Genomic DNA, 24,226 nt, shown 5'->3' on the forward strand with positions numbered 1-24,226 from the left:
CCAATCGGCTGCGTTTTTTATTTGATCACCTTCAGGGTCGGACGACCGCTTGGACGCGGCGGTTCCGGCTCAGGCTCCACTGGCGCTTCAGCCTGCTCCAGCCAGATATCGTAACCCGGCTCGGGCGGGAACATGGTGCCCACGCCGTTCTCCCGGGCATGAATAGCCAGCACGGCCGCCATCGGGATATAGACCTGCTGGGATACCCCGCCAAAACGGGCACTGAAGCTGATAGCCTCGTTATCCATGTGAAATTGCATCACGGCTCGGGGCGCGATATTCAGTACAATTTGCCCATCCTGAGCAAACTGCATCGGCACCATCACATGGGGAATGTTGACGTTGACCACCAAATGAGGGGTCAGATCGTTGTCCAGCAACCAGTCAAAGAACGCCCGTAACAAGTACGGGCGGCTCGGTGTCATTGTCGGTTCCATGCTCATACGCCAGCACGGATCTCGCGTTCGGCTTCGGTCAGGGAAGCCTGGAAGGACTCACGCTCGAACAGACGAACCATGTAGGCCTTCAGCTCTTTGGCACCACGACCGGTCAGGTCGATACCAAGACTCGGCAGACGCCACAGCAGCGGTGCCATGTAGCAATCCACCAGACCGAACTCTTCGCTCATGAAATAGGGCATTTCACCGAAGATCGGCGCGATGGCCAGCAGGTTGTCACGCAGTTCGTTGCGTGCCGCTTCAGCATCGGTACCGGCCATGATCTTGTCGGCCAGGGAGTACCAGTCCAGCTCGATGCGGTGCATCATCAGACGGCTGTTACCACGGGCAACCGGGTAAACAGGCATCAGGGGCGGATGCGGGAAGCGCTCGTCCAGATACTCCATGATGATGCGCGAGGTGTAGAGTGCCAGCTCACGATCAACCAGGGTCGGTACAGAGTTGTACGGGTTCAGCTCGGCCAGCTCATCCGGCAGATTGGCTGGATCAACCTGGCAGATATCCACGCTAACACCCTTCTCCGCCAGGACAATACGCACCTGATGGCTGAACATATCGTTGGCACCGGAAAACAGCGTCATTACCGAACGCTTATTGGCAGCTACAGCCATTGAACCCTCCCGTCATTAAAAAGCAGAAACGGCAATGAAGCATCTTGGTCTTCATTGCCGTGCATTATATTACCCGGATCTGGTCGCTTAGTGAACGTCGCGCCAGAATTCCTTCTTCAACAGCACAGTGAAGATGAAGAAGATCACGATGAAACCAAGCACCCAGAAGCCCATGCGTTCACGCTCCTGTTGTACCGGTTCAGCCGAGTAGACCAAGAAGTTTACCAGATCCAGTACCGTCTGATCATACTCTTCGTCATCCATTTCACCATTACCGTCAGATTTGATACTGACAACCTGCTGGGTTTCCACTCCGTCGACCGTGTGAGTAGCGAACTCTGCACGGGGGGTTCCCTGCAACGGCTCCAGCACATGGGGCATGCCCACGGACGGGAACACGGCGTTATTCACCCCGAACGGACGGGTCTCATCCACGTAGAAGGAGCGCAGATAGGTGTAGATCCAGTCTGCACCGCGCACCCTAGCAACCAGTGTCAGATCGGGGGGCGGCGCACCAAACCACTTGGCGGCATCCTTCTCTGACATGGCGCTCTTCATCAGGTCACCGACCTTTGCACCGGTGAAAATCAGGTTCTCTTTCATCAAATCTTCGGGGATCCCGAGATCTTCTGCGACCCGGTTATAACGCTGATACTGGGTAGAGTGGCATCCGGCGCAATAGTTCATGAAGGTGGCCGCGCCGCGTTGCAGCGATGCCTTGTCACTCAGATCGTAATTGGCTTTGTCCAGATGAACAGCTCCGCCACTTGCAAATACCAGAGATGGCAGCAGGGTCAGCACTGCAAATATTATTCTTTTCATTTAAATGTCACCCTCTCTGGCAGCGGCTTGGTGCTTTCATTCTTGCTATAGAAGAACAGCAGGACGAAGAACCCGAAATATCCCAGTGAACAGATCTGGGCAACCAGCGTCAACGTCGGCGTCGATGGCAGCACCCCCAACACCCCCAGGATGATAAAGCAGACCACAAACTGGGCAATGTTCAGCTTGTGCAGCATGCTGCGATAACGCACCGAGCGCACCTTGCAGCGATCTAGCCACGGCAGCAGGAACAGCACCACTATGGAGAGACCCATCATGATGACGCCAAGCAGCTTGTCCGGCACCGCCCGCAAAATGGCGTAAAACGGCGTGAAGTACCACACAGGCGCGATGTGCTCCGGGGTTTTCAGGCCGTTGGCCACTTCAAAGTTCGGCTTCTCGAGGAAGTAACCCCACATATCCGGTTTGAAGAAGATGATGGCGCAGAAGAAGAACAGGAAGCCTGCCACACCGATCATATCCTTGACGGTGAAGTAAGGGTGGAACGCCACCGCATCCAGCGGCCAGCCGTTTTCGTCCTTGTGCTTCTTGATGTCGATACCGTCCGGGTTGTTGGATCCTACTTCGTGCAGCGCCAGAATGTGCATGGCAACCAGCATCACCAGCACCAGCGGCAACGCAATGACGTGCAGCGCAAAGAAGCGGTTAAGGGTCGCACCGGAAATCACGTAGTCACCGCGGATCCACAGGGTCAGATCGTCACCGATGACCGGAATGGCGCCAAACAGCGAGATGATGACCTGGGCCCCCCAGAATGACATCTGGCCCCAGGGCAACAAGTAGCCCATAAAGGCTTCCGCCATCAGCACCAGGAAGATCAGCATGCCGAAGATCCACAGCAGTTCACGAGGCTTCTGATAAGAGCCATAGATCATGCCGCGGAACATGTGCATGTAGACCACGATGAAGAATGCAGACGCACCGGTTGAGTGCATGTAACGCAGCAACCAGCCGTACTCCACATCGCGCATGATGTACTCCACGGAGGCAAACGCACCTTCCGCGGAGGGGTTGTAGTTCATGGTCAGCCAGATACCGGTGATGATCTGGTTGACCAGCACCAGCATGGCCAGCGAGCCGAAGAAGTACCAGAAGTTCAGATTCTTCGGTGCCGGATACTTGGCCATGTGGTCGTTGTACATGGCCGTGAGCGGGAATCGATAATCGATCCAGCCCATCAGTTTACTCAACATGGTCAGGCCTCCTTGCCATCGGCACCGACCTGGATGGTGGTGTCATTAATGAATTGATAGGGCGGAATGACCAGGTTCAGCGGTGCAGGCACCCCCTGGAACACACGGCCGGCCATGTCGAACTTGGAGCCATGGCACGGGCAGAAGAAGCCGGACGTAACGCCCTGCACCTGCTCGCCAAAGCTGTCAGGCAGATAGGAAGGTGAACACCCCAAGTGGGTGCAAATACCGACCGCGACAAAAATTTCGGGCTTTATCGATCTGTACCCGTTATGGGCATAGTCAGGCTGCTGCGGCTCTTCAGATGAGGGATCCCGCAGCTTGTCATCATGCGCGGCCAAGGCATCCAGCGTCTGTTTGGTGCGTTTCACCACCCAGACAGGCTTGCCTCGCCACTCGACACGGATGAGCTGACCCGGTTCCAACTTGCTGATATCGACTTCAACCGGCGCACCGGCTGCTTTGGCCTTGGCGCTCGGATTCCATGACTTTATAAACGGCACTGCGGTAAACGCAGCTCCTACCCCACCAACGGCAACCGTTGACCAGGTAAGAAATCTGCGGCGACCGGTATCAACTGGCGCATTGCTCATCCAAAAACTCTCCCATGTGGACTCCGCACATTCTTATAGTGTCCCTGTTCCCCATTTTTCCCGTGACAACAGCGGCGGAAGCTGGATTTACAATTGCCACAGAAAACAGGGGAAATTTTAAAGAAAAGATAACAACTTGACAAGAAAGAGCGATGAGCAATGAAAACAATAAAGAAACAATTTTTTGTCTTTTGTGACGCGTGGTTAGCATTGATGTCGGTAATATTACCAATAAAAAAAGCCTGGCGGTTGCCAGGCTTTTTTGACACTCGAAAGAGTGAGTACCAAAAGCGAATTAACGCTTGGAGTACTGCGGACGCTTACGAGCTTTGTGCAGACCAACTTTCTTACGTTCAACCTTACGGGCATCACGAGTAACAAAGCCAGCTTTACGCAGTTCGGAACGCAGGGTTTCGTCGTACTGCATCAGAGCACGAGTGATACCGTGGCGGATCGCACCAGCTTGACCGGAGATGCCACCACCGTTAACGGTGATGTACAGGTCCAGTTTCTCGGTCATCTCAACCAGTTCCAGCGGCTGACGAACTACCATGCGGGCAGTCGGACGGCCGAAGTACTGCTCCAGGGAGCGCTGGTTGATTACGATCTTGCCGCTACCCGCTTTGATAAATACGCGAGCAGTGGAGCTTTTGCGACGGCCGGTACCGTAGTATTGATTTTCTGCCATGTTGCCAGTTCCCGATTAGATATCCAGTACTTGAGGTTGCTGAGCAGCATGAGCATGCTCGGCGCCTGCGTAAACTTTCAGTTTACGGAACATGGCACGGCCCAGAGGACCTTTCGGCAGCATGCCTTTGACGGCTGCTTCGATTACCATTTCCGGTTTACGCTGAATCAGCTTGTCGAAGCTGATTGACTTGATACCACCCGGGAAACCGGAGTGAGCGTGGTACATTTTGTCGGTAAATTTCTTACCGGTTACGTGTACCTTCTCAGCGTTTACAACGATGATGTAATCACCGGTGTCAACGTGCGGAGTGTACTCAGCTTTGTGCTTACCACGCAGACGAGCAGCGATCTCGGTTGCGATACGACCCAGAGTTTTACCTTCTGCGTCCACAATGTACCAGTCACGTTTTACGGTTTCTGGCTTGGCAACGAAAGTTTTCATTAAGTTAAACCCAATTACCTGTTACAGACCCAATTGCTTATGGGGGCTCTCCCACAAACAACAAACGATGGCCTACCTGTACCCCTTCGAATACAAGTAAAGCTTAAAGTGTTGCTGTCTTATCGACAGCTGTAACGTGGGCCGGGCGATTATAAGTGAAGTTGCCTTAAATATCACCTGCTAATTTCACTGCCATGAAACCAGCAAATGTCGCCCGGCCCTACCTGCCGCAGATGCCCATCCGACTGGCAGGCGCGGTATTGTGACTAAGGAAGGTGCACTCTGGCAAGGTATTCGTGCGATTGCATTTCCTGAAGCCGTGAAAGACAGCGTTTGAATTCGAAATTCAGCAGCCCTTCGCCGTAGAGTTTTGTCATGGGAACCGCCGCCGACATGATGAGTTTGACGTGCCGTTCGTAGAACTCATCGACCATGGCAATGAAGCGGCGAGCCGCGTCATCCGTGCCTGTGCCCATTGGCTGAACATTGGCCAGCAGAACGGTATGGAACAGCCTGGCCAGCTCGATATAGTCGTTCTGGGAGCGGGGAGTACAGCAAAGTTGCTCAAATTCCATATAGAGCACCCCTTCCCCCATCCCGAGCGACTTCAGCTGACGATGATTGACCTCGAACGTCCCCTCGCAAGCAGTGTGCCCACCGGTTAATTGCTGAAAATAGTGGTCAAGATTGGCTTTTGCCTGCAAGTCCAGCGGGCAGTGATAAATCTCCGCTTGTTCCAGCGTACGCAGGCGATAGTCGATACCGCCATCTACGTTAAGTACCTCGCAATGACGCTCGATCAGCTCGATAGCTGGCAGAAAACGGGCTCGCTGCAGCCCGTTGCGATAAAGATCCTGCGGCGGAATATTTGAAGTGGCGACCAGCACAACACCGTGACCAAACAGCTCCTGAAACAGCGTGCCCAGCAACATGGCATCGGTGATGTCGGAGACAAAAAATTCGTCGAAACAGATGATGTCTGTCTCGCTGGCAAGCTTGCTGGCCACCAGCTTGAGGGGATCGGATTGCCCGCTCAGCCCCTGCAGTTCATCGTGAATGCGGTGCATGAAGCGGTGGAAATGGCTGCGCATCTTGCGCGTCCCCGGCAGGCTGTCGAAAAAAGTATCCATCAGCCAGGTCTTGCCTCGGCCCACTCCGCCCCACATATAGATACCGAGGACGGGCTCCGGCGGCTTGGGCTTTTGCAGCCAACCCAGCAGCCCTCGAGATCTGGTCGGAGTCGGGCGCCGTAGCAAATCCTGATACAGTCGCTCCAGCCTGCTAATGGCCATCCCCTGTGCGGGGTCGGCCACAAAGCCGGGGCGCAGCAGATCCTGCTGGTATTTTTGCTGCGGTGTCATCCTTGAGCGCCTCTCCAAGTCCCTGAATCGAGGACAAAATGGTATCACGGCCTCAGGACGCACGGTATAGTGCCATCAAGGCATGGCGGTTATGACGACCGCATAAACCCACTCTGTTTTAGCTGTAACAAGGAGCATCTATGAGTCTGTTAACTGGGATCCTGCTGGCTGTCGCGGCCTTGATTATCGGTATCGTTCTCGGCCGTTTTTCGGTGCGTAGCCGCGATGCTGGCCGTCTCGAACAGGAACTGAAGAAGGCCCACAAGGAGCTCGAGAGTTATCAGGGCCAGATCAACACCCACTTCGCCGACAGTGCCGCCCTGATGGAGCAACTGGCCGAGCAGTATCAGACCCTCTATCGCCACATGGCCGAGCAGAGCAAATTCCTGGCCAAGGCGCAGGAACCGCTGTTCCGCGAATCATTGGTAGAAGAAGCCCCTGCCAATGTGGCAGAAGAGCCGGGCGTTCCGCCTCGCGACTATGCTGGCGCCTCTTCCGGACTGCTCAAGCAACCAAACTAGTTCCTCGCGGAACTAATTGGCCAGTCCCGTGGTCTGACCTTGACGATTGCAATGCAACTTTTTCTGGGAGCTGTTTTTCATATGCGTAAACCTCTTTCCATGCTCAGTGTGCTAGCCCTCAGTGTCGGTATCGCCATGTCTGCGGCCCCTGCTCAGGCTGCACTGCCTTCCCTGTTAGGTTCAAATCAGGAGATGCCAAGCCTGGCGCCTGTTCTCGAACAGGTCACCCCGGCGGTGGTCAATATCTCGGTTTCTGGCAAAAAAATTACCCGTCAGCGTCTGCCGGAACAGTTCAAGTTCTTCTTCGGCCCCAACATGCCCGATGAACAGGTGAGCGAGCAGCCATTCCAGGCGCTCGGCTCCGGTGTCATCGTCGATGCCAAGAAGGGTTACGTGATCACCAACGCCCATGTGGTTCACGAGGCGGACGAGATCAAAGTCAATCTGAAGGATGGTCGTGAGTACGCAGCCAAGAAGATCGGTGAAGACAAGCAGTCCGACATCGCCCTGCTGCAAATCAAGGCCGAGGATCTGGTGCAGATCAAGTTCGCCGACTCCGACGAGCTGCGGGTAGGTGACTATGCGCTGGCCATAGGCAACCCGTTTGGTCTGGGCCAGACCGTCACCTCCGGTATTGTCAGTGCGCTGGGTCGCAGCGGCCTCAACATCGAGAATCTGGAGAACTTCATCCAGACCGATGCGGCCATCAACTCCGGTAACTCCGGCGGTGCCCTGCTCAACCTGCGTGGCGAGCTGATCGGTATCAACACCGCGATTCTGGGCCCGAACGGCGGCAACATCGGCATCGGCTTCGCCATCCCTTCCAACATGGTGCGGGACCTGACCGAGCAGATCGTCAAGTACGGTGAAGTGCGTCGCGGCCAGCTGGGTATTACCGGCACCGAGCTCACCTCCGACATCGCCAAGACCTTCGGTTACAACAAGAAGGATGGTGCCTTCGTCAATCAGGTCATGCCGGATTCGGCGGCCGACAAGGCGGGTATCAAGGCCGGCGATATCATCGTCAGCATCGATGGCAAACCGGTTCGCTCCTTCGGCGAGCTGCGCGCCAAGATTGCCACCATGGGCGCTGGCAAGCAGGTCGAACTGGGGCTGATCCGCGATGGCAAGTCACAAACTGCCAAAGTGACTCTGAAGCAGGCCGATGACAGCGAAGTACGCGCCAGCGCGCTGCATCCGGCACTGGAAGGGGCCAAGCTGAGCACCACCACCGACCCGGTCTCCGGTGTCGCGGTGGCCGATATTGATCCTCGCTCTCCGGCAGCCGCTTCCGGCCTGCAGAAGGGCGACATCATCATCGGGGTCAACCGCCTGCGCATCAACACCTTGGGCGAGCTGACCAAGGCGCTCAAGAACAAGCCTGACGTGCTGGCACTCAACATCCAGCGCGGCGACTCCTCGCTCTATCTGGTGATCCGCTAACGCTCAAGTTGTTCGCCAACCCCTCTATCACCCGCGGCCTTCACCGCGGGTGATTTTTATCCATCGATAGTGTTATTCTCTGCGCGCAGCCTGTACGGATGAGAATGACATGAAAATCCCCTCTTTAGTCAGTTACTTGGGCAAGTCTGTTGGTTTTGGATTGACCGTCGCGGCGCTGCTGTTGCTGCTGTTTCCCCATTTTCGCGGTGGTGCCCAACTGCCCGGCATCATCACCAATGCCCGTGAACTGAGTTTCTCCTATGCCGCCCATCGGGCAGGCCCCGCCGTCGTCAACATCTACACCCGCAGCTTTGCCCCCAATCAGGGCAATCAGGGGGAACTGCGCCCGCAAGGGCTGGGTTCCGGCGTCATCATGAACCAGCGCGGCTATGTACTGACCAACTACCACGTCATCGCCGATGCCGACCAGATCATCGTCGCATTGCAGGATGGTCGGGTCTTCAGCGCCGAGCTGGTCGGTACCGATCAGCTCACCGACCTCGCCGTGCTCTATATCGAGTCAGACAACCTGCCAGTGATCCCGCAGGATCCCGAGCGACTGCCAGAAGTGGGGGATGTGGTGCTCGCCATCGGCAACCCGTACAACGTCGGCCAGACCATCACCCAGGGCATCATCAGTGCGACCGGCCGTACCGGCCTCTCCAGCATGGGACCTGACAGCAATGGCCGTCAGGATCTGCTGCAGACCGATGCCGCCATCAACGAGGGCAACTCGGGTGGCGCGCTGGTCAACGGCCGTGGCGATCTGGTGGGGATCAACACCGCCACCTATCACCTCAACGGCAATCAGGAGAGCTACGGTATCAGCTTCGCCATCCCCTACCGGCTGGCAAAACGGATCATGGATGAGCTGATCGCCAACGGCCGGGTGATCCGCGGCTACCTCGGGATCTCCAGCGTCGAGATCAACCCCATAGTCGCGCGGATGATGAACCTCGGCGACCTGCGTGGTCTGGTGGTAGAGAGTCTGGATCCCAACGGCCCGGCGGCCAAAGGTGGCCTGCAGCGAGGAGATGTGCTGCTCAAGATCAACGGAGAGGCCATCAGTGGCGTACGCAGCGCCATGGACAAGATTGTCGAGAGCCGCCCCGGCACCAAGCTGACCATCTCGGTATTCCGCTCCGGCAAGCCGCTGGAAGTGGTGGTCACCATAGAAGAAGACCTGCGCTACCAGAAGCGGATGGCCAGCAGCTCGAGCGCCGCGTCAGCCAGCTAGCGTCACTCCTTTTAATGAGAAGGGCGGGAAACCGCCCTTTTCCATATCTGCCCTCTCGGCAACGTCTCTTACCGTGAGATGACTCACAGTTTCCCGCAACGCTTGCCCTGCCCCCGCCCCCCGATTTGTGCGCTACCGATCACACAAAACCAGCTTCAATAAGCACTCTTTTTACCTTTTCAGTATCCAAACGATCACTTCGGGGCCATTTCCTCAGGAATTTCCGCTTCGAATCGGAAAAACACTGCCTCCTCCACATCGACGCGCAGGCTTAGGGTAACGCCATACCTTCTGCCAGCCTTGGAGAGCAGACATTGCAAACAGAGACTCACGACCAGACCCTGACCCCGAACAGCCCGGAGTTGCTGCGCCAGACCGATCATATCCTCGCGCGCATTTATCCCCTGCTGGTCGAACAGGGCATCATCCCCAACGAGGTGCAACGGCAGATGCTGGCCTCCCATGTCAAAGCCATGGTGTGGCGCTCCCACAGCGGCGAGCCCCTGCCAGAAGTTGACCTCAGCCTGTTTGAAGAGATCTCCCCCCTCTCACTGCGTCTCGCCGAACAGGTCGTCAGCTGGCTGGATCAGCTTGCTTATGAGGAGGCACACCTCTTGTCCGTCCATTTTGAAGTCGCCAAAGAAAACGAACTCAGCTCGGTGCAGAACCCGTAACTCAAGGAGAAATCGATATGACAGCCATCAAACTCGTAATCGGAGATCGTCTCGGCAAGGGTCAGAAAGTGGGGGCAGGCGCGGAAGCTGCCGGGGCCAACGTGACCATCATCCCCGGCATGGCCGCTGACATGAAGCTCGGCGACGTGATGAACAAGGAGCAGGCGGATCTCGGCATCTCCTTCTGCGGCAGCGGCGGCGCCGGGGCGATCACCGCCCAGACCAAATACGGCTACAAGTGCCGCTACGGCATGCGCTCTGTTGAAGAGGGCGTCACCGCCATCAACGAAGGGTGCGTGGTGCTGGGCTTCGGTTTCATGGACAAGGAAGAGCTGGGCCAGAAGCTGGTCGAAGCCTTCGCCAAGAAGCACGGACGCGCCTGATGAAAGAGAACTTCACCACCCAGGTCATCGTCAACGGCAAGGGGACGACCCGCCAGCAGGCGTTTGCCTCCGCCCTCAGCCAGGTGCAACCCACACTGCTCAAGGACAACCAGCAGGTACTGCTGCGCATTGAGCCGGTCGATGTACAGGTGCTCAAAGCCGAGGAGTCGGTCCGGGTGGAGAAGTTCCTGTTCTTCTTCCTGCCGCGCCAGCGCCGCGAATACCGCGTCCAGCTGGAGATCAAGGTTCAGGTCACCAGTCTGGATGTCGCCAAGGTGACATTCACCCAGGTGTGATGCCTGCGCAGGCACAACCCCACAAGAAGGATACGTTGGATGTTTCTAATCATTTTTATCAAGTCACTCATCATTGGCGGCCTGGTTGGCGTCGGGGTGGGGGCCGGCGCGGCGCGGATGTTCCACGCCCCGACCGTACAGGGTATGGGTGCCTTCCGCACCCTGGGCGAACTTAACTCCTGCGAGGGGGATCCCGCTTCTCACTTCTCGTTTGGTCTGGGCTTCTTCTTCAACGCCTGGGCCTCGACCGTGGCGGCCGGCGCCTTCACCCAGGATGTGGATCACCGCATCATCCCGCACTGGGCCACGGCGGCACTGCTGTTCAAAAATCGGGATCTCGCCACCACTCTGCACGACCCGAAAAAGATGGCCATCGCTGGCGGCATCATAGGTGCCATCGTGGTTGCCTTCCTCAACAGCACGGCCGCAGCCGTCCCGGCCGCCCTGCAGGTCACTGCGGTCAAGGTGCTGGTACCGGCCGCCAACCTGCTGGTCAACACCGTCATGCCGGTGATCTTCTGGCTCGCAGCCATCGAGGCGGGCAAGAAATCCGGTTTCTGGGCCACCATCTTCGGCGGTCTGGCACAGCTCATCATGGGTAACGCGGTACCGGGTCTGGTGCTCGGCATCCTGATCGGCAAGGGTGTGGAAGAGAGCGGTTGGAACCATGTCACCAAGGTGATGATGGCAGCCATCGTCCTGCTGTTCGTGCTGAGCGGCTTCTTCCGCGGCTTCGACATGAAACTGATTGAATCCTTCCATATGGGCGTCCCCCTATGGCTGGAAAACGTCCATAACCTGCTGAGCGGCAAATAAGGGGTCACACCATGGATGAGAAATTGAAAAACAACTTCTGGTATGCCGACTGGTCCTTCCCCATCTTCGTCGGCCTGCTCTCGGCCGGGGTCTTTGCCGGTACCCACATGTTCTATCTGTACGGGGTTGGTGCCTTCAACGAGGTAGCCTTCGTCGCCATGCTGAAAGCCGGAATGGACACGGGTGCCTACGGCGCGGTGGCCGCGTTCGGTGCCAGCTTCCTGTTCGCCCGCATCATCGAGGGATCCCTGGTGGGGATCCTGGATATCGGCGGAGCCATCCAGACCGGGGTCGGCCTCGGAGTGCCAGCCCTGCTGCTGGGAGCCGGCATCGTCTATCCGGTGGAAAACTTCGGTGCCTCGCTGGCAACCGGTATGGGGATTGGTCTGGCCATCGGCTACATCATCATTCTGGCGCGCAAGTTCACCATCAACCAGAGCAACTCCACTTACGGTGCTGACGTGATGATGGGTGCTGGCAACAGCTCTGGCCGCTTCCTCGGCCCCCTCATCATCCTCTCCGCCATGGGCGCCTCCATTCCCATCGGTATCGGTTCCCTGCTGGGTGCGCTGCTGTTCTACGTATGGGGCAAGCCCATCACCGGCGGTGCCATCCTGGGAGCCATGCTGCTGGGTACCTTCTTCCCGGTCGCCCTTGTGTAAGTACCAGCCGCCCTGCGGGGCGGCTCGCCAGAGGTTATCAGCATGTACGACATGATCATCAGAGCCGGGCGCCAGGGAGATGGCCAGCTCGTCGATATCGCCATCAGGGAGGGCAAAATCGCCGCCATCGGCTCCCTGCCGGAGATGGCAACGGCGCGGCAGATCCTGGATCTCGGCGGCCGGGTGCATGTGAGCGCTGGCTGGATCGATGGCCACACCCACTGCTACCCCGCCTCCCCCATCTATCACGATGAGCCGGACAAGGTGGGCGTAGAGTCCGGCGTCACCACCGTCATCGACGCCGGCAGCACCGGAGCCGACGATGTGGATGACTTCCAGCAGATCGCTGCGGGCTGCAAGACCCGGGTGCATGCCCTGCTCAATCTCTCCCGTATCGGCCTGCTGCGCCAGAACGAACTGGCTGATAGCCGGGATCTGGATATGGATCTTGCCTCGGCAGCCATTCGCCGCCACCCCGACTTTATTGTCGGCATCAAGGCGCGGATGAGCGGCAGCGTGGTCGGAGAAAACGGTCTGCAACCGCTGCGCATAGCCAAGGCCCTGCAACAGACCCACGGCCAGCTACCGCTGATGGTGCACGTGGGCAACACGCCGCCGGATCTGGACGAGATAGTTGCCCTGCTGGGGGATGGCGATCTGCTGACCCACTGCTTCAATGGCAAACCGAACCGCATCCTGACTCCGGCTGGCGAGCTGCGGGTCGCGGTGCGCGAGGCGATGAAACGGGGCCTGTTGCTCGACATCGGCCACGGCGGCGCCAGCTTCAGCTTCGAGGTGGCGGAGCTGGCTATCCGACAGGGGATCCTGCCCCGCACCATCAGCTCCGACATCTACTGCAAGAACCGCATCAAGGGGCCGGTCTACAGTCTGGCTCACGTGATGTCGAAGTTTCTCGCCATCGGCATGACGCTGGAGCAGGTGCTCGCCTGTGTCACCCATCAAGCGGCCGATGCCCTGCACCTGTCCGGCAAGGGGCGGCTCGAGGTGGGCACCGATGCCGATCTGACCCTGTTCGAGGTCGCCAGCGGCCCGACCCTGTTTATGGATACCGAAGCCCAGTCCCGCAGCGGTGACCAACAACTGCAGCCTCTCGCCGCCCTGGTCGGTGGCGAACTGGTTCTGACTCACTATGGGAAATCACACCATGCCTTCTGTTTATGAGAAATATCAGCTCAAACCGGTGATCAACGCCTCCGGGCGCATGACCATTCTCGGCGTCTCCACCCCCGAGCAGGAGGTGGTCGATGCGGTCAATTTTGGCCTGGGCCACTACTTCGAGGTCAAGGATCTGGTCAACAAGACCGGCGCCTATCTGGCTGGTTTACTGGATGTGGAAGATGCTGTGGTGGTCTCCTGTGCCAGCGCCGGCATCGCCCAGTCAGTCGCCGCCATGATAGTGCGCGGCGATCCCTACCGTCTCGAGCACCTGCATGCCCATCACCATGACGTGCCGAGTGAAATCGTGCTGCCCAAGGGGCATAACGTCAACTTCGGCGCCCCGGTCGGTACCATGGTCAATCTGGGTGGCGGCAAAGTAGTGGAAGCCGGTTACGCCAACGAGTGCTCCCCTTCCCAGCTGGCAGCCGCCATCAATGCCAACACCGCTGCGATCCTCTATATCAAGTCCCACCACTGCGTGCAGAAGAGCATTCTGTCGGTGGCCGAGGCCGCCGAGGTCGCCAAGACCCACGGGCTCCCGCTCATCGTCGATGCGGCTGCCGAAGAGGATCTGCGCCTCTACTACAACCAGGGTGCGGACTTGGTCATCTACAGCGGCGCCAAGGCCATTGAAGGGCCCACCAGCGGGCTGGTGCTCGGCAAGCGTCAGTACGTGGAGTGGGTCAAACAGCAGGCCAATGGTATCGGTCGCGCCATGAAGGTGGGCAAGGAGGGTATCCTCGGCCTGACCCACGCCATCGAGCGCTATCTGGCCAAAGAGAAAGAGAGCGGAGCCGCCATGGTCGCCAAGATGAGCCCCTTTATCGAGCGCCTCAACCAGCTGCCCGGCGTCACCGCCAAGGTGGTATGGGACAGCGCAGGACGCGACATTGCCCGCACCGATATCGCTTTTGACCACCAAAAGATCGGCATGACCACAGTGCAGGTCGTCAGCCGTCTGCAACAGGGCACGCCTGCCATCTACTGCCGCGGCTACAAGGCCAACGAGGGGCACATCGAGATCGATGTGCGCAGCGTCACCGTGCCCCAGCTCGACCAAATCCACTCCGCCATTGCCAACCTCGTTCAGGAGAATCGCTGATGTCCCTTACCCCCAACTACTACCGTGATCGGGTCTGTCTCAACGTGCTGGCAGGTTCCAAGGAGAATGCCGTCGAGGTATACGACGCAGCCGAAGGCCACGTGCTGGTCGGCGTGCTCTCCAAAAACTACCCGGATATTCCCTCCGCAGTTGCCGATATGAAGGAGTACGCCAAGCTTATCGATAACGCCCTCTCCATCGGTCTGGGGGCCGGTGATCCGCGTCAATCCGCCATGGTGGCCGAACTGGCCTGCGAGCTGCAGCCCCAGCACGTCAATCAGGTGTTCACCGGTGTCGGCGCCAGCCGGGCGCTGCTCGGCCAGTCAGAGACACTGGTCAACGGGCTGATCTCCCCTACCGGCATGCCGGGCATGGTGAAGATCTCCACCGGTCCACTCAGCGCCGGGCAGCCCGATGGCATAGTGCCCATCGATACCGCCATTGCCCTGCTCAAGGACATGGGCGGCAGCTCGGTCAAGTTCTTCCCCATGGGTGGGCTGGCCTGCCGCGACGAGTATCAGGCAGTGGCCGAGGCTTGTGCCCGCCACGGCTTCTGGCTGGAGCCCACCGGCGGCATCGATCTGGAGAACTTCGAGGAGATAGTCCGGATTGCGCTGGACGCCGGAGTCGAGAAGGTGATCCCGCACGTCTACAGTTCCATCATAGATAACACGAACGGGCACACTCGCCCCGAGGATGTGCGCGCTCTGCTGGCCATAGTGAAACGACTGTTGGCCTGATGGCAGTCACGGCGCCGGTTCAATCACTGACCGGTGCCTGGCTTGTTGATGACCCACTTGTTAACATCGACCCTTTATCTCGCAACAGGAGTCTTGCATACCCCCTATGATCAAGCTGCCCCACCCCAGGCTCCATCAACTGCTGATCCAGCTCCATGCCGAACCACTGCCACAGGAGGAGCTGGCTCGCCGCCTCAATGTCTCCACCCGCACGGTGCGCACCGATGTGGCGACCCTCAACGAACTGATTGCCACCCACGGCGCTCACCTGATCCACCAGCGTGGCAGCGGCTACCAGCTGAAAATCTACAATCAGGGACTGTTCGACGCTCTGCTGGCGGCCCAGGGTCAGGATAGCGGCCTGCCACGCACCAGCCGGGAGCGGGTGCTGCACCTGCAGATCCTGCTATTGACGGCAGAGCAGGGGATCAAGCTCGATGAGCTGGCTGATACCTGGTATCTGAGCCGGGCGGCACTGCAGGGGGATATGGCGGAAGTCCGCGAGCAGCTCAGCCACTTCAGGCTCAGCGTTGAGAGCAAACCCCGCCTGGGGATGCGCATTCAGGGGGAGGAGACGGCGATCCGTGCCTGTTTGACCCAACTGCTCTATCAGGAGTTGCTGCACAACAACCAGTTGCAAACTCTGTTGCCCAACCTTTGCCCCAGCAAGACGATGGAGGTAGTGGGCAATCACATCCATGCCCAGCTTGCCCGACATCAGCTGCGTCTCGCTGACGAGAGCTTGCAGCAGCTCGCCATCTACTGCGCCGTTGCCCTGCTGCGTCAGGCATCCGGTCACGAGTTGCGCCACTTCGCCAGCGAGGATCTGACTCTGCCGCTGCTGGCAGTATCTCGCGATATATATGCGGTATTGCCCACCCTGACGCCCCCCGTAGAGGACGAGATCGCCGGTCTCGCCATCCAAATCCAGGCGCGCCTGATTGCCGATACTCCCCAGCTCAGCCCGGCGATGGCCGCCGAGAGCGAACAGCTGGTGGAGCATCTGCTGGCCTACATTCATCAACACTACCCTTACGACCTGCGAGGCGACCAACAGCTGCGGGCCGACCTACAAACCCATATCAGCGCCATGCTGCTACGGGTCAAATACCAGATTGGCAACCACAACCCGCTGGCCGATCATATCAAGCAGTACTACCCCCTCGCCTACGACATCACGCTGGCGGCCATTTCGGAGTGGATCAAGCAGACCCCCTACCGACTGACCCATCACGAGATCGGCTATCTGGTGATCCATATCGGGGTCGGGCTGGAGCGCCATTACGACATCGGCTATACCCGCCGCCCGCAGGCGCTATTGCTTTGCGATGCGGGCAACGCCACCTTCCGAGTGCTGGAAGCACGCATCAAGCGGGAGTATCCCCAGTTGCAGCTGACCACGCTTGAGTCGGTGCGGGATTACGAAGGTCTGGCGCAGATCGCGCAGGACTTTGTCATCAGTACCGTCAAGGTGAACGAAAAAAACGCCCCCGTGGTACTCGTTGCCCCCTTCCCGACCCAATACCAGCTGGAGCAGCTTGGCAAGCTGGTGCTGATCGACCGCACCCGCCCCTACATGCTCGACAAATATTTCGATGCCGACCACTTCATGGTGGTCAACGGCCCCCTCAGCCAGGCCGAACTGTTTGCCCGTATCTGTGATCAGCTGGAGGCGGAAGACCTGGTGGAGAGCGGCTTCAGAGCCTCACTGCAGGAGCGGGAGCGGATCGTCTCCACCATGCTGGGAGAAGGGATCGCCCTGCCCCACTCTCTCGGTCTGCTGGCGCGCCGCACTCTGGTGTACACCGTACTGGCACCGCAGGGGATCGACTGGGGCAACGGGGAAATCGCGACGCTCATCTTCGTGCTGGCCATCAGCAAGGCCGACTACGAGGAGGCGATGGGTCTCTACGACCTGTTTCTGGCACTGATGAACGAAAAAGCCAGCAGGAATCTGCTGGCTTGTCGGGATTTTGCCAGCTTCAAAGCGCTGGCGCGTACCGGTTCATAACATATAACGAGGAGTGACTACTCCTCATTGAAGCCGGAGGTGAACAGCTCCACCACGGCGGCCAGGGCCTCGACCTCTTCGGGCCCCTCAACCTGCACTTCCACCTGCCGCCCTTGCGCCGAATCCAGCATCAGCAGGCCGATGATGCTATCAGCATCGGCCTCCACACCATCTTCATTGCGCAGCAGCACGTGAGCATCGAAACCCTGCACCAGCTCGAACAGCATCATGGCTGGTCTGGCATGAATACCCAGCTTGTTTTTCACTTCAACCGAGGCGGAAACAGTCATCGGGTCGTCCTATTGGTCCGTCAGGATTGGGGGGCACTCTTGTCGAGAGTGCGGTGGCGGATCTGCACGTTCTTGCCGAGCAAACGGAATGCACTGGCCAGCCGCTCTGCAATAAAGACCGAGCGGTGCTGACCGCCGGTGCAACCGATGCCGACCGTGAGGTAGCTGCGATTGTTGCGCTCCAGATGGGGCAACCAGGTCACCAGCATGTTCTCGATCTGCTGGGTAAACAGCATTACGTCAGCCTGCGCCGAGAGGTAGTTGGCGACCGGCTCATCCTTACCAGTGAACGGCTTGAGCTCGGGGATCCAGTGCGGATTGGGCAGGAAGCGGGCATCGAACACAAAGTCAGCATCCTTGGGAATGCCGTACTTGAAGCCGAACGACTCGAACACCAGCACCAGCTCGTTCTCTTTCTTGCCGAGAACCCGGGTCTTGATGAGCTCGCTCAGGTCATGAATGCTGAGGGTGGTGGTGTCGATGCGCAGGTCAGCAGTCGAGGAGAGTGGCGCCAGCAGGTGGGTCTCCTCCCGAATCGCCTCATCCAGCGACAGCTTGTTGCGTGAGAGGGGGTGCAAACGGCGGCTCTCGCCATAGCGCTTGAGCAGGGTGCCGTTGTCGGCGTCGAAGAAGAAGCTGGAGAACTCAACCCGCCCCTCATTGCGCACCTGAGCCAGCAGATTTTCCAGTTTCTCCGGATCGCTCGGCAGGTTGCGCACGTCGATGCTGACCGCCAGCTTGTCATACTGGCTCTCCACCGAGACAATCAGCTGGGGCAGCAGATTGACCGGCAGGTTGTCCACACAGTAGTAACCCAGATCTTCCAGCACTCGCAGGGCTACCGTTTTACCGGAGCCCGAACGTCCACTTACCACGATTAACTGCATCTTGTTCCCTCACGCCAAAACGGGTGTCTCATCCTTGGCCTGCTGTCAGGCCGAGGTCATGATCTGATAGAGCTCTTCGTCGCTGGTTGCCTGACGCAACTGGCGGCAAACCGCCTTGTCACCCAGCTTGGAAGCCATCAGAGAAAGGGTCTTGAGATGCTGCTTGCACTCGCTTTCCGGCACCAGCAAGGCAAACAGCAGGTCAACCGGTTGATTGTCGATGGAGTCGAAAGGAATAGGGTCGGCAAAGGTCATCAGGATCGCGGTTGGCGGGAACTCATCGTCAATGCGACCGTGGGGGATCGCAATACCGGCACCGATCCCGGTACTACCCATTTTTTCGCGGGCCAGCAAGCATTCAAACAGCGCCTGACGGGAGGTGCCAAGGCGTTCGGCGGCCAGCTCGCTGATGATTTCGAGGGCGCGTTTCTTGCTGGTACAAGGGACTGCACTCTTTGTGCAGTCCCGACTCAGTATGTGTTCAAGTTGCATGGTTATTTTTTATTTAACTTATCTTTGTGCTTGATGATCTGCCTGTCCAGCTTGTCGAGCAAGGTGTCTATCGCAGCATACATATCGGCATGTTCAGAGTTGGCAAACACTTCGCCACCGCTGACGTGCAATTTGGCTTCCGCTATCTGGTTCAGTTTTTCCACGCTAAGCACCACATGAACATTGTTGATGTGGTCGAAGTGACGCTCGAGTTTGGCAAATTTGTTATTCACATAATCACGCAGAGCTTCGGTGATCTCGACATGGTGTCCGGTCAGGTTAATTTGCATAACATCATCCTTTTGTTTGCCTAAACCAGGCGTTTGCGCTGATTGGAAGGTGGGATAAACAAGGATTCGCGATACTTAGCGATCGTGCGTCTCGCCACCATAATACCCTGTTCGGCCAGCAAATCCGCGATCTTGCTATCACTTAACGGCTTGGCAGGATTCTCTGCCGTGACCAGCTTCTTGATGAGCGCGCGAATTGCGGTCGATGAGCACTCTCCTCCTCCTTCGGTGTTCACATGGCTGGAGAAAAAAAACTTCAATTCGAAGATACCACGGGGGGTATGCATGTACTTCTGGGTCGTCACCCGGGAGATGGTCGACTCATGCATCTCCACCGCTTCGGCGATGTCATTGAGCACCATGGGCTTCATCGCCTCTTCACCATACTCGAAAAAGCCCTGTTGCTGCTCGACAATGCAACTGGCCACTTTCAGCAGGGTGTCATTGCGACTTTCCAGGCTCTTGATGAACCACTTGGCTTCCTGCAAATGGGAGCGGATAAACTGGGTGTCGGTGCTGCTGCGGGCGTTGCGTGCCATGGCGGCATAGGTCTCGTTGACCCGGATGCGGGGGGCGGAGTCGGGATTGAGCTCGACCACCCACTTGCTGCCCTTCTTGACCACGGAGACGTCGGGGATCACGTACTGGGAGTCGCTCTGGATGATGCCGTTGCCGGGACGCGGCTCCAGCAGCTGGATCAAATCCAGCACCTCCTTGAGGTCGCTCTCTTTGAGTTTTGTCTTGCGGGCGAGGGTGCGGTAATCCCGGTTGCCGAGCAGCTCCATGTGCTCGAGGATCACCTCCTTGGCCTCGTTGAGCCAGGGGGTCTGCGGGTCATACTGATCCAGCTGGATCAGCAAACACTCCTGCACAGAACGGGCAGCAATACCGACCGGATCGAAGTGCTGAACCCGCTTGAGTACCGCCTCGACCTCATCGAGTTCCACCTCTACGTCATCACTGGTGACGGCAGCCTGGATATCCTCCAGCGCAACGGTCAGATAACCGGATTCGTCGATGGCATCGATTATGGCGAGCGCGATGGCGGCATCCACATCGCTGAACGGTGTGAGCCGCATCTGCCACAGCAGATAATCCTGCAGGTTTTCGGTGGTCTCTCCTTGATAGACGCTATCTTCCCCATCGTGGATGGGGCCCGCACTCTGGGCGGTGCCGGCAGAGTAAACCTCGTCCCAGGTGGTATCCACCGGCAACTCGTCTGGCATCTGCTCCTGGGCCATGGCATCGCTGGAATCCAGCTGGCTGGCATCGACCGGCGCTTCCGGACTGGTCTCTTGCGCCTCGCTCTCTTCCTGCTCCAGCAGAGGGTTGTTTTCGAGCGCTTGCTGAATTTCCTGCTGAAGTTCCAGAGTGGAGAGCTGGAGCAGACGAATCGCTTGTTGTAATTGCGGCGTCATGGTCAGGGACTGACCGAGACGCAACTGTAATGTCGGCTTCATCTACGTCGGGATATCCTTATGTTCAGCGAGGCACTCGTCAAAGGAAATGAAGGCATGCCCCCTTACTATAGACTGAATTGATCGCCCAAATAGACGCGCTTGACCTGCTCATCGGCAAGGATGTCAGCCGGTGCACCTTCGGCAATCATCTTGCCGTGGCTGACGATATAGGCCTTCTCACATACGTCCAGAGTCTCTCTGACGTTGTGGTCGGTAATCAAGACGCCAAGGCCCCTATCTTTCAGATGCTGAATGATCTTCTTGATGTCTATCACAGAAATCGGGTCAACCCCTGCAAAGGGTTCATCCAGCAGAATAAAACGCGGCTCGGCCGCCAGCGCACGGGCGATCTCGACCCGACGGCGCTCACCGCCGGAGAGGCTCTGCCCCAGGTTGTCGCGAATGTGGGTGATATTGAACTCTTCCAGCAGTTGCTGAACTTTGTCCTCACGCTCCTCGCGACTCAACCCCTTGCGGGTCTGCATCACTCCCATCAGGTTGTCGAACACCGACAGGCGACGGAAGATTGAGGCCTCCTGCGGCAGGTAACCGATGCCATTGCGCGCCCGCACATGCATGGGCTGCAGGCTGATGTCCTGATCGTCGATGGTGATGAGACCGGCATCGCGCTGCACCAGCCCCACGATCATGTAGAAGGAGGTGGTCTTGCCCGCCCCGTTGGGGCCGAGCAGGCCGACAATCTGGCCGGTGCCCACTTCAAGGCTGACGTCACTCACCACCATGCGGCGCTTGTAGCTCTTCTGCAGGCCCACTGCTTTTAACACTGCCATGGCTTATTTTCCCTGCTTCTTCTGGTCGGCGGGCTTGTCGAAATTCTCTACCTGATCCGGCAGGAACACGGTTTTGACCCGCTGGCTCGGGCTCTTGCTCTCGGCAATCATCTTCTGTTTGACGATGTCGTAGCGGATCAGATCGCCATTGACCTGGCTATCTTCCTGCTTGAGCTGACCGTTGCCGGTGATAGTCACCAGCCGGTTCTTCAGCTCGTAGCGGATGGTATTGCCGTGTGCATTGACCGGCTTGCCGTTATCCAGGATCTGGAAGAAGGTGGCGGGCTTACCGTAGGCAGTCATCACCTCGGCTCCTTTCTCACCGGAACGGGTCACTACCACCTTGTCAGCCTTGATCCGGATGGTGCCCTGATTGATGGTCACATCCTCTTCGAAGGTGATGCGGTTGTCCTGCATCTCGGCCACCTGTTTGACGGCATCGACGTAGACCTTCTCGGCAAAATCGGACTCTTTGGCGGTCACCGCACCACACAACAACAGGGCTGCGAGGGCCAGATTAGCGTTTTTCATTGAAATAGATGGCATGGCCTTGATCCAGTAACTCAAAATATTTGCGGTCCAGATGGCCCTTGAGGCCAACCCCTTGGGTCTGGAAATCCCGACCCAGAATGTTCACTTCCCGGTTGCTGCGCACATCCTGTGTCACCAGATCCAGCTCCAGATAGGGGGTATCCAGTGTGGAGATGAAAGAGGTGGGCAGCAGACCATCCAGATGCACCTTGTCCCGCAGGATGACGTTGTCGCCGGTGTTGAGCACGCCGGTTTCGGCGGTCACCTTCCACTCGGCGGCACCCTGATCGTCATACATGTAGACCACCGGCTTGTCGAAGGTGGCCTGCTCGAGGATTTGATAATACTCGGCGTAGGTCGACTCCAGCCGCTCGGTGCGCTTGCCGTTGATATCGAAACGGGTGGTCACCAGATCTTTGGCGACAAAATCCGGCTGATAGTTTTCGATTTTGACGGCGCTCTCAGGCACCAGCTCAACCTTGCCCAACTGCCAGGCAACCAGCGCGACCAGAAACAGCAGGGCAAACAACAGGGTCTGTCTGCTCATACCGAGGCCTCGGGCTGATAATCGTCGTGGCCCTGCGCCTGCAAAATGAGGTCACACACCTCGCGCACCGCGCCCATGCCACCGCCAAGCCGAGTCACCATATCGGCACGGCTCAGCACCAGCGGATGGGCATCGGCCACCGCGATACCCAAGCCACAGGCGGCCATCACCGGCAGATCGATGGTGTCATCGCCCATATAGGCGGCCTGTTCAGCAGTCAGCCCCAGCTTGGCCAGCAGCGCTTCGAAGTGAGGCAGCTTTTTATCAGCCCCCTGCACCACATGAGCCACCCCCAGGCTTTTCATCCGATCGCTGACGATACGGGAGTTGCGCCCGGTGATGATGGCGATCTCGATCCCGGCATTGAGCAGTGCTCGCATGCCCGCACCATCGCGGGTGCAGAAGGTTTTCAGCTCTTCGCCGTTGTTTCCCATGTAGATGAGGCCGTTGGAGAGCACCCCGTCCACATCGCACACCAGCAGGCGGATTTGCGCCGCCTTGTCGAACTGGCTGCGCGTCACCGGACCATAGAGGGTCGGTACGTTTTGCATCAAATGACTCCGGCTTTCAGCAGGTCGTGCATGTTGAAGGCGCCGAGCGGGCGTTTCTCTTCATCCACTACCAGTAATCCGTTGATTTTTCTCGTTTCCATCAGCTTGACCGCTTCCGCAGCCATCATCTCTGGACCTACGGTAACACAGTTGGCCGTCATCACACGGCTGATGGGGGTGTGATGGATATCGATCTGCTGGTCAAGAATGCGGCGTAGATCGCCATCGGTAAAGAGCCCGGCCAGCAGGCCATTGCCATCGACCACAGCCGTCATACCGAGCCCCTTGCGGCTCACTTCCAGCAGCGCCTGGCTGATGGTGGCATCTATCCCCACCCGGGGCAACAGCTCGCCGCTGTGCATCAGATCGCCGACCCGCAGCAACAGACGCTTGCCGAGCGACCCGCCCGGGTGAGAGAGGGCGAAGTCATCGGCGGTAAAACCGCGCGCTTCCAGCAGGGCGACCGCCAGGGCATCGCCCATTACCAGGGTTGCCGTGGTGCTGGAAGTGGGTGCCAGACCCAGCGGGCAGGCCTCTTTCTCCACCTTGATGCACAGGTGCACATTGGCCTCTTTGGCCATGGTGGAGGCGGGATTACCGGTCATGCAGATGAGCGGAATGCCGCGGCGCTTGAGTACCGGCAACAGAGCCAGGATTTCGTCGCTCTCGCCGGAGTTGGAGATAGCGATGATAAGGTCGCCACTGGAGATCATCCCCAGATCGCCGTGACTCGCTTCTCCCGGGTGAAGGAAGAAGGCCGGTGTGCCGGTGCTGGCGAGGGTGGCGGCGATCTTGCTGCCGATATGGCCCGATTTGCCCATGCCGGTGACCACTATCTTGCCACCGCAGCGCAGCACCATTTCGCACGCCTTGTCGAAGGCGTCATTCAGATACTGATAGAGTCCATCAATGGCTTGCTTTTCTGTGTCCAGCACCGCGCGGGCACTGCGACGAAAATCGAACAGTTCAGACACTTTCTCAGGCTTTACAGACATAAAGACACAGCTCCGGGCCGAAATTAGCTGCGGGATTATAAAAAAGTCTGCCCGGATAAGCGAATCGGATGGCAAGTCCCGCTCTCAATGACGCACTTTGTTACAGAAAACTGTCGTGCAAATGGGCTTGCAGCCTG

The 24,226-nt window shown here is 58.1% G+C and carries 30 protein-coding genes; 12 read left to right on the forward strand and 18 right to left on the reverse strand.

The features are described from left to right. Nucleotides 1-17: 17 nt before the first annotated feature. The 8 genes from AB5Y67_RS16695 to zapE all read right to left on the reverse strand — a co-directional run bounded on the left by AB5Y67_RS16695 (nucleotide 18) and on the right by zapE (nucleotide 6,191). A complete protein-coding gene (locus tag AB5Y67_RS16695) occupies nucleotides 18-443 on the reverse strand; it encodes a ClpXP protease specificity-enhancing factor (protein ID WP_005336278.1) in 426 nt (141 codons plus the stop codon). Continuing rightward, nucleotides 440-1,069 carry a stringent starvation protein SspA gene (gene sspA / locus AB5Y67_RS16700; protein ID WP_005336279.1) on the reverse strand — a complete coding sequence of 210 codons (630 nt, stop codon included), beginning with the start codon at nucleotides 1,067-1,069 and terminating at the stop codon, nucleotides 440-442. The genes AB5Y67_RS16695 and sspA overlap by 4 nt, the downstream gene beginning before the upstream one ends. Nucleotides 1,070-1,156: 87 nt before the next feature. Further along, nucleotides 1,157-1,891 (reverse strand): cytochrome c1, encoded by a 735-nt coding sequence (locus tag AB5Y67_RS16705; protein ID WP_005336280.1) that lies wholly within the window; start codon nucleotides 1,889-1,891, stop codon nucleotides 1,157-1,159. Then, on the reverse strand, nucleotides 1,888-3,105 hold the full coding sequence (locus AB5Y67_RS16710) for a cytochrome bc complex cytochrome b subunit (RefSeq protein WP_005336282.1): 1,218 nt from the start codon (nucleotides 3,103-3,105) through the stop codon (nucleotides 1,888-1,890). Before AB5Y67_RS16710 ends, AB5Y67_RS16705 begins: the two co-directional genes overlap by 4 nt. A 2-nt stretch (nucleotides 3,106-3,107) precedes the next feature. Continuing rightward, the gene (gene petA, locus AB5Y67_RS16715; RefSeq protein ID WP_005336284.1) at nucleotides 3,108-3,698 is read right to left on the reverse strand and encodes a ubiquinol-cytochrome c reductase iron-sulfur subunit; all 591 of its coding nucleotides are present in this window, start codon (nucleotides 3,696-3,698) and stop codon (nucleotides 3,108-3,110) included. A gap of 295 nt (nucleotides 3,699-3,993) precedes the next feature. After that, nucleotides 3,994-4,386: a 30S ribosomal protein S9 gene (gene rpsI, locus AB5Y67_RS16720; RefSeq protein WP_005336286.1), complete on the reverse strand. Its 393-nt coding sequence runs from the start codon at nucleotides 4,384-4,386 to the stop codon at nucleotides 3,994-3,996. Nucleotides 4,387-4,401: 15 nt separating this feature from the next. Then, complete coding sequence (gene rplM, locus AB5Y67_RS16725) at nucleotides 4,402-4,830, reverse strand: 50S ribosomal protein L13 (RefSeq protein ID WP_005336289.1); 429 nt, start codon at nucleotides 4,828-4,830, stop codon at nucleotides 4,402-4,404. A gap of 266 nt (nucleotides 4,831-5,096) precedes the next feature. Beyond that, entirely contained in the window at nucleotides 5,097-6,191 is a 1,095-nt protein-coding gene (gene zapE / locus AB5Y67_RS16730) for a cell division protein ZapE (RefSeq protein WP_150389842.1), read from the reverse strand. A gap of 140 nt (nucleotides 6,192-6,331) precedes the next feature. Here zapE and AB5Y67_RS16735 point away from each other — a divergent pair, with 140 nt between their 5' ends. From AB5Y67_RS16735 to AB5Y67_RS16790, 12 genes are all read left to right on the forward strand, one after another. Then, a complete protein-coding gene (locus tag AB5Y67_RS16735; protein WP_005356646.1) occupies nucleotides 6,332-6,712 on the forward strand; it encodes a YhcB family protein in 381 nt (126 codons plus the stop codon). Between the two features lie 81 nt (nucleotides 6,713-6,793). Beyond that, nucleotides 6,794-8,155: a Do family serine endopeptidase gene (locus AB5Y67_RS16740; protein ID WP_005336295.1), complete on the forward strand. Its 1,362-nt coding sequence runs from the start codon at nucleotides 6,794-6,796 to the stop codon at nucleotides 8,153-8,155. Between the two features lie 109 nt (nucleotides 8,156-8,264). Continuing rightward, a complete protein-coding gene (gene degS / locus AB5Y67_RS16745; protein ID WP_325793974.1) occupies nucleotides 8,265-9,392 on the forward strand; it encodes an outer membrane-stress sensor serine endopeptidase DegS in 1,128 nt (375 codons plus the stop codon). Between the two features lie 314 nt (nucleotides 9,393-9,706). Then, nucleotides 9,707-10,066 (forward strand): transcriptional regulator, encoded by a 360-nt coding sequence (locus AB5Y67_RS16750; protein WP_199427825.1) that lies wholly within the window; start codon nucleotides 9,707-9,709, stop codon nucleotides 10,064-10,066. Between the two features lie 17 nt (nucleotides 10,067-10,083). Beyond that, nucleotides 10,084-10,449, forward strand: a complete 366-nt coding sequence (locus AB5Y67_RS16755; RefSeq protein WP_005355141.1) for an SFCGS family glycine-rich protein — start codon at nucleotides 10,084-10,086, stop codon at nucleotides 10,447-10,449. After that, complete coding sequence (locus tag AB5Y67_RS16760; protein ID WP_019444839.1) at nucleotides 10,449-10,745, forward strand: DUF4312 family protein; 297 nt, start codon at nucleotides 10,449-10,451, stop codon at nucleotides 10,743-10,745. The genes AB5Y67_RS16755 and AB5Y67_RS16760 overlap by 1 nt, the downstream gene beginning before the upstream one ends. Nucleotides 10,746-10,784: 39 nt before the next feature. Continuing rightward, nucleotides 10,785-11,561: a DUF4311 domain-containing protein gene (locus AB5Y67_RS16765; RefSeq protein WP_005341754.1), complete on the forward strand. Its 777-nt coding sequence runs from the start codon at nucleotides 10,785-10,787 to the stop codon at nucleotides 11,559-11,561. An 11-nt stretch (nucleotides 11,562-11,572) separates the two neighbouring features. Continuing rightward, nucleotides 11,573-12,223, forward strand: coding sequence for a DUF4310 family protein (locus AB5Y67_RS16770; protein WP_005341755.1), 651 nt, complete (start codon nucleotides 11,573-11,575; stop codon nucleotides 12,221-12,223). Between the two features lie 42 nt (nucleotides 12,224-12,265). Beyond that, nucleotides 12,266-13,405 (forward strand): amidohydrolase/deacetylase family metallohydrolase, encoded by a 1,140-nt coding sequence (locus AB5Y67_RS16775; RefSeq protein ID WP_199427824.1) that lies wholly within the window; start codon nucleotides 12,266-12,268, stop codon nucleotides 13,403-13,405. Next, entirely contained in the window at nucleotides 13,389-14,504 is a 1,116-nt protein-coding gene (locus tag AB5Y67_RS16780) for a DgaE family pyridoxal phosphate-dependent ammonia lyase (protein WP_199427823.1), read from the forward strand. Before AB5Y67_RS16775 ends, AB5Y67_RS16780 begins: the two co-directional genes overlap by 17 nt. Continuing rightward, a complete protein-coding gene (locus tag AB5Y67_RS16785; protein ID WP_199427822.1) occupies nucleotides 14,504-15,244 on the forward strand; it encodes a KDGP aldolase family protein in 741 nt (246 codons plus the stop codon). The genes AB5Y67_RS16780 and AB5Y67_RS16785 overlap by 1 nt, the downstream gene beginning before the upstream one ends. Nucleotides 15,245-15,350: 106 nt before the next feature. After that, nucleotides 15,351-17,255 carry a PTS sugar transporter subunit IIA gene (locus AB5Y67_RS16790; protein WP_325793975.1) on the forward strand — a complete coding sequence of 635 codons (1,905 nt, stop codon included), beginning with the start codon at nucleotides 15,351-15,353 and terminating at the stop codon, nucleotides 17,253-17,255. Between the two features lie 17 nt (nucleotides 17,256-17,272). Here AB5Y67_RS16790 and npr read toward each other — a convergent pair whose 3' ends face one another. The 10 genes from npr to AB5Y67_RS16840 form a co-directional block, all read right to left on the reverse strand. Then, a complete protein-coding gene (gene npr / locus AB5Y67_RS16795; RefSeq protein ID WP_005336318.1) occupies nucleotides 17,273-17,545 on the reverse strand; it encodes a PTS phosphocarrier protein NPr in 273 nt (90 codons plus the stop codon). Nucleotides 17,546-17,565: 20 nt separating this feature from the next. Next, nucleotides 17,566-18,432, reverse strand: a complete 867-nt coding sequence (gene rapZ, locus AB5Y67_RS16800; RefSeq protein ID WP_040068818.1) for an RNase adapter RapZ — start codon at nucleotides 18,430-18,432, stop codon at nucleotides 17,566-17,568. Nucleotides 18,433-18,477: 45 nt separating this feature from the next. Then, the gene (gene ptsN / locus AB5Y67_RS16805; RefSeq protein WP_005336322.1) at nucleotides 18,478-18,924 is read right to left on the reverse strand and encodes a PTS IIA-like nitrogen regulatory protein PtsN; all 447 of its coding nucleotides are present in this window, start codon (nucleotides 18,922-18,924) and stop codon (nucleotides 18,478-18,480) included. A gap of 2 nt (nucleotides 18,925-18,926) precedes the next feature. Further along, a complete protein-coding gene (gene hpf / locus AB5Y67_RS16810) occupies nucleotides 18,927-19,214 on the reverse strand; it encodes a ribosome hibernation promoting factor (protein ID WP_005336323.1) in 288 nt (95 codons plus the stop codon). Between the two features lie 20 nt (nucleotides 19,215-19,234). Further along, complete coding sequence (locus tag AB5Y67_RS16815; protein WP_005336331.1) at nucleotides 19,235-20,674, reverse strand: RNA polymerase factor sigma-54; 1,440 nt, start codon at nucleotides 20,672-20,674, stop codon at nucleotides 19,235-19,237. 65 nt (nucleotides 20,675-20,739) lie between these two features. Further along, nucleotides 20,740-21,465 carry an LPS export ABC transporter ATP-binding protein gene (gene lptB / locus AB5Y67_RS16820; RefSeq protein ID WP_005336333.1) on the reverse strand — a complete coding sequence of 242 codons (726 nt, stop codon included), beginning with the start codon at nucleotides 21,463-21,465 and terminating at the stop codon, nucleotides 20,740-20,742. 3 nt (nucleotides 21,466-21,468) lie between these two features. Then, the gene (gene lptA / locus AB5Y67_RS16825) at nucleotides 21,469-21,996 is read right to left on the reverse strand and encodes a lipopolysaccharide transport periplasmic protein LptA (protein ID WP_040068817.1); all 528 of its coding nucleotides are present in this window, start codon (nucleotides 21,994-21,996) and stop codon (nucleotides 21,469-21,471) included. Continuing rightward, on the reverse strand, nucleotides 21,983-22,543 hold the full coding sequence (gene lptC, locus AB5Y67_RS16830) for an LPS export ABC transporter periplasmic protein LptC (protein ID WP_005336338.1): 561 nt from the start codon (nucleotides 22,541-22,543) through the stop codon (nucleotides 21,983-21,985). Before lptC ends, lptA begins: the two co-directional genes overlap by 14 nt. Beyond that, entirely contained in the window at nucleotides 22,540-23,094 is a 555-nt protein-coding gene (gene kdsC, locus AB5Y67_RS16835; protein ID WP_047438734.1) for a 3-deoxy-manno-octulosonate-8-phosphatase KdsC, read from the reverse strand. The genes lptC and kdsC overlap by 4 nt, the downstream gene beginning before the upstream one ends. After that, nucleotides 23,094-24,089 (reverse strand): KpsF/GutQ family sugar-phosphate isomerase, encoded by a 996-nt coding sequence (locus AB5Y67_RS16840; protein ID WP_058057518.1) that lies wholly within the window; start codon nucleotides 24,087-24,089, stop codon nucleotides 23,094-23,096. The genes kdsC and AB5Y67_RS16840 overlap by 1 nt, the downstream gene beginning before the upstream one ends. Between the last annotated feature and the right edge of the window lie 137 nt (nucleotides 24,090-24,226).

It is taken from the genome of Aeromonas sp. s12, from assembly GCF_040907925.1.
GTDB lineage: Bacteria > Pseudomonadota > Gammaproteobacteria > Enterobacterales > Aeromonadaceae > Aeromonas > Aeromonas veronii.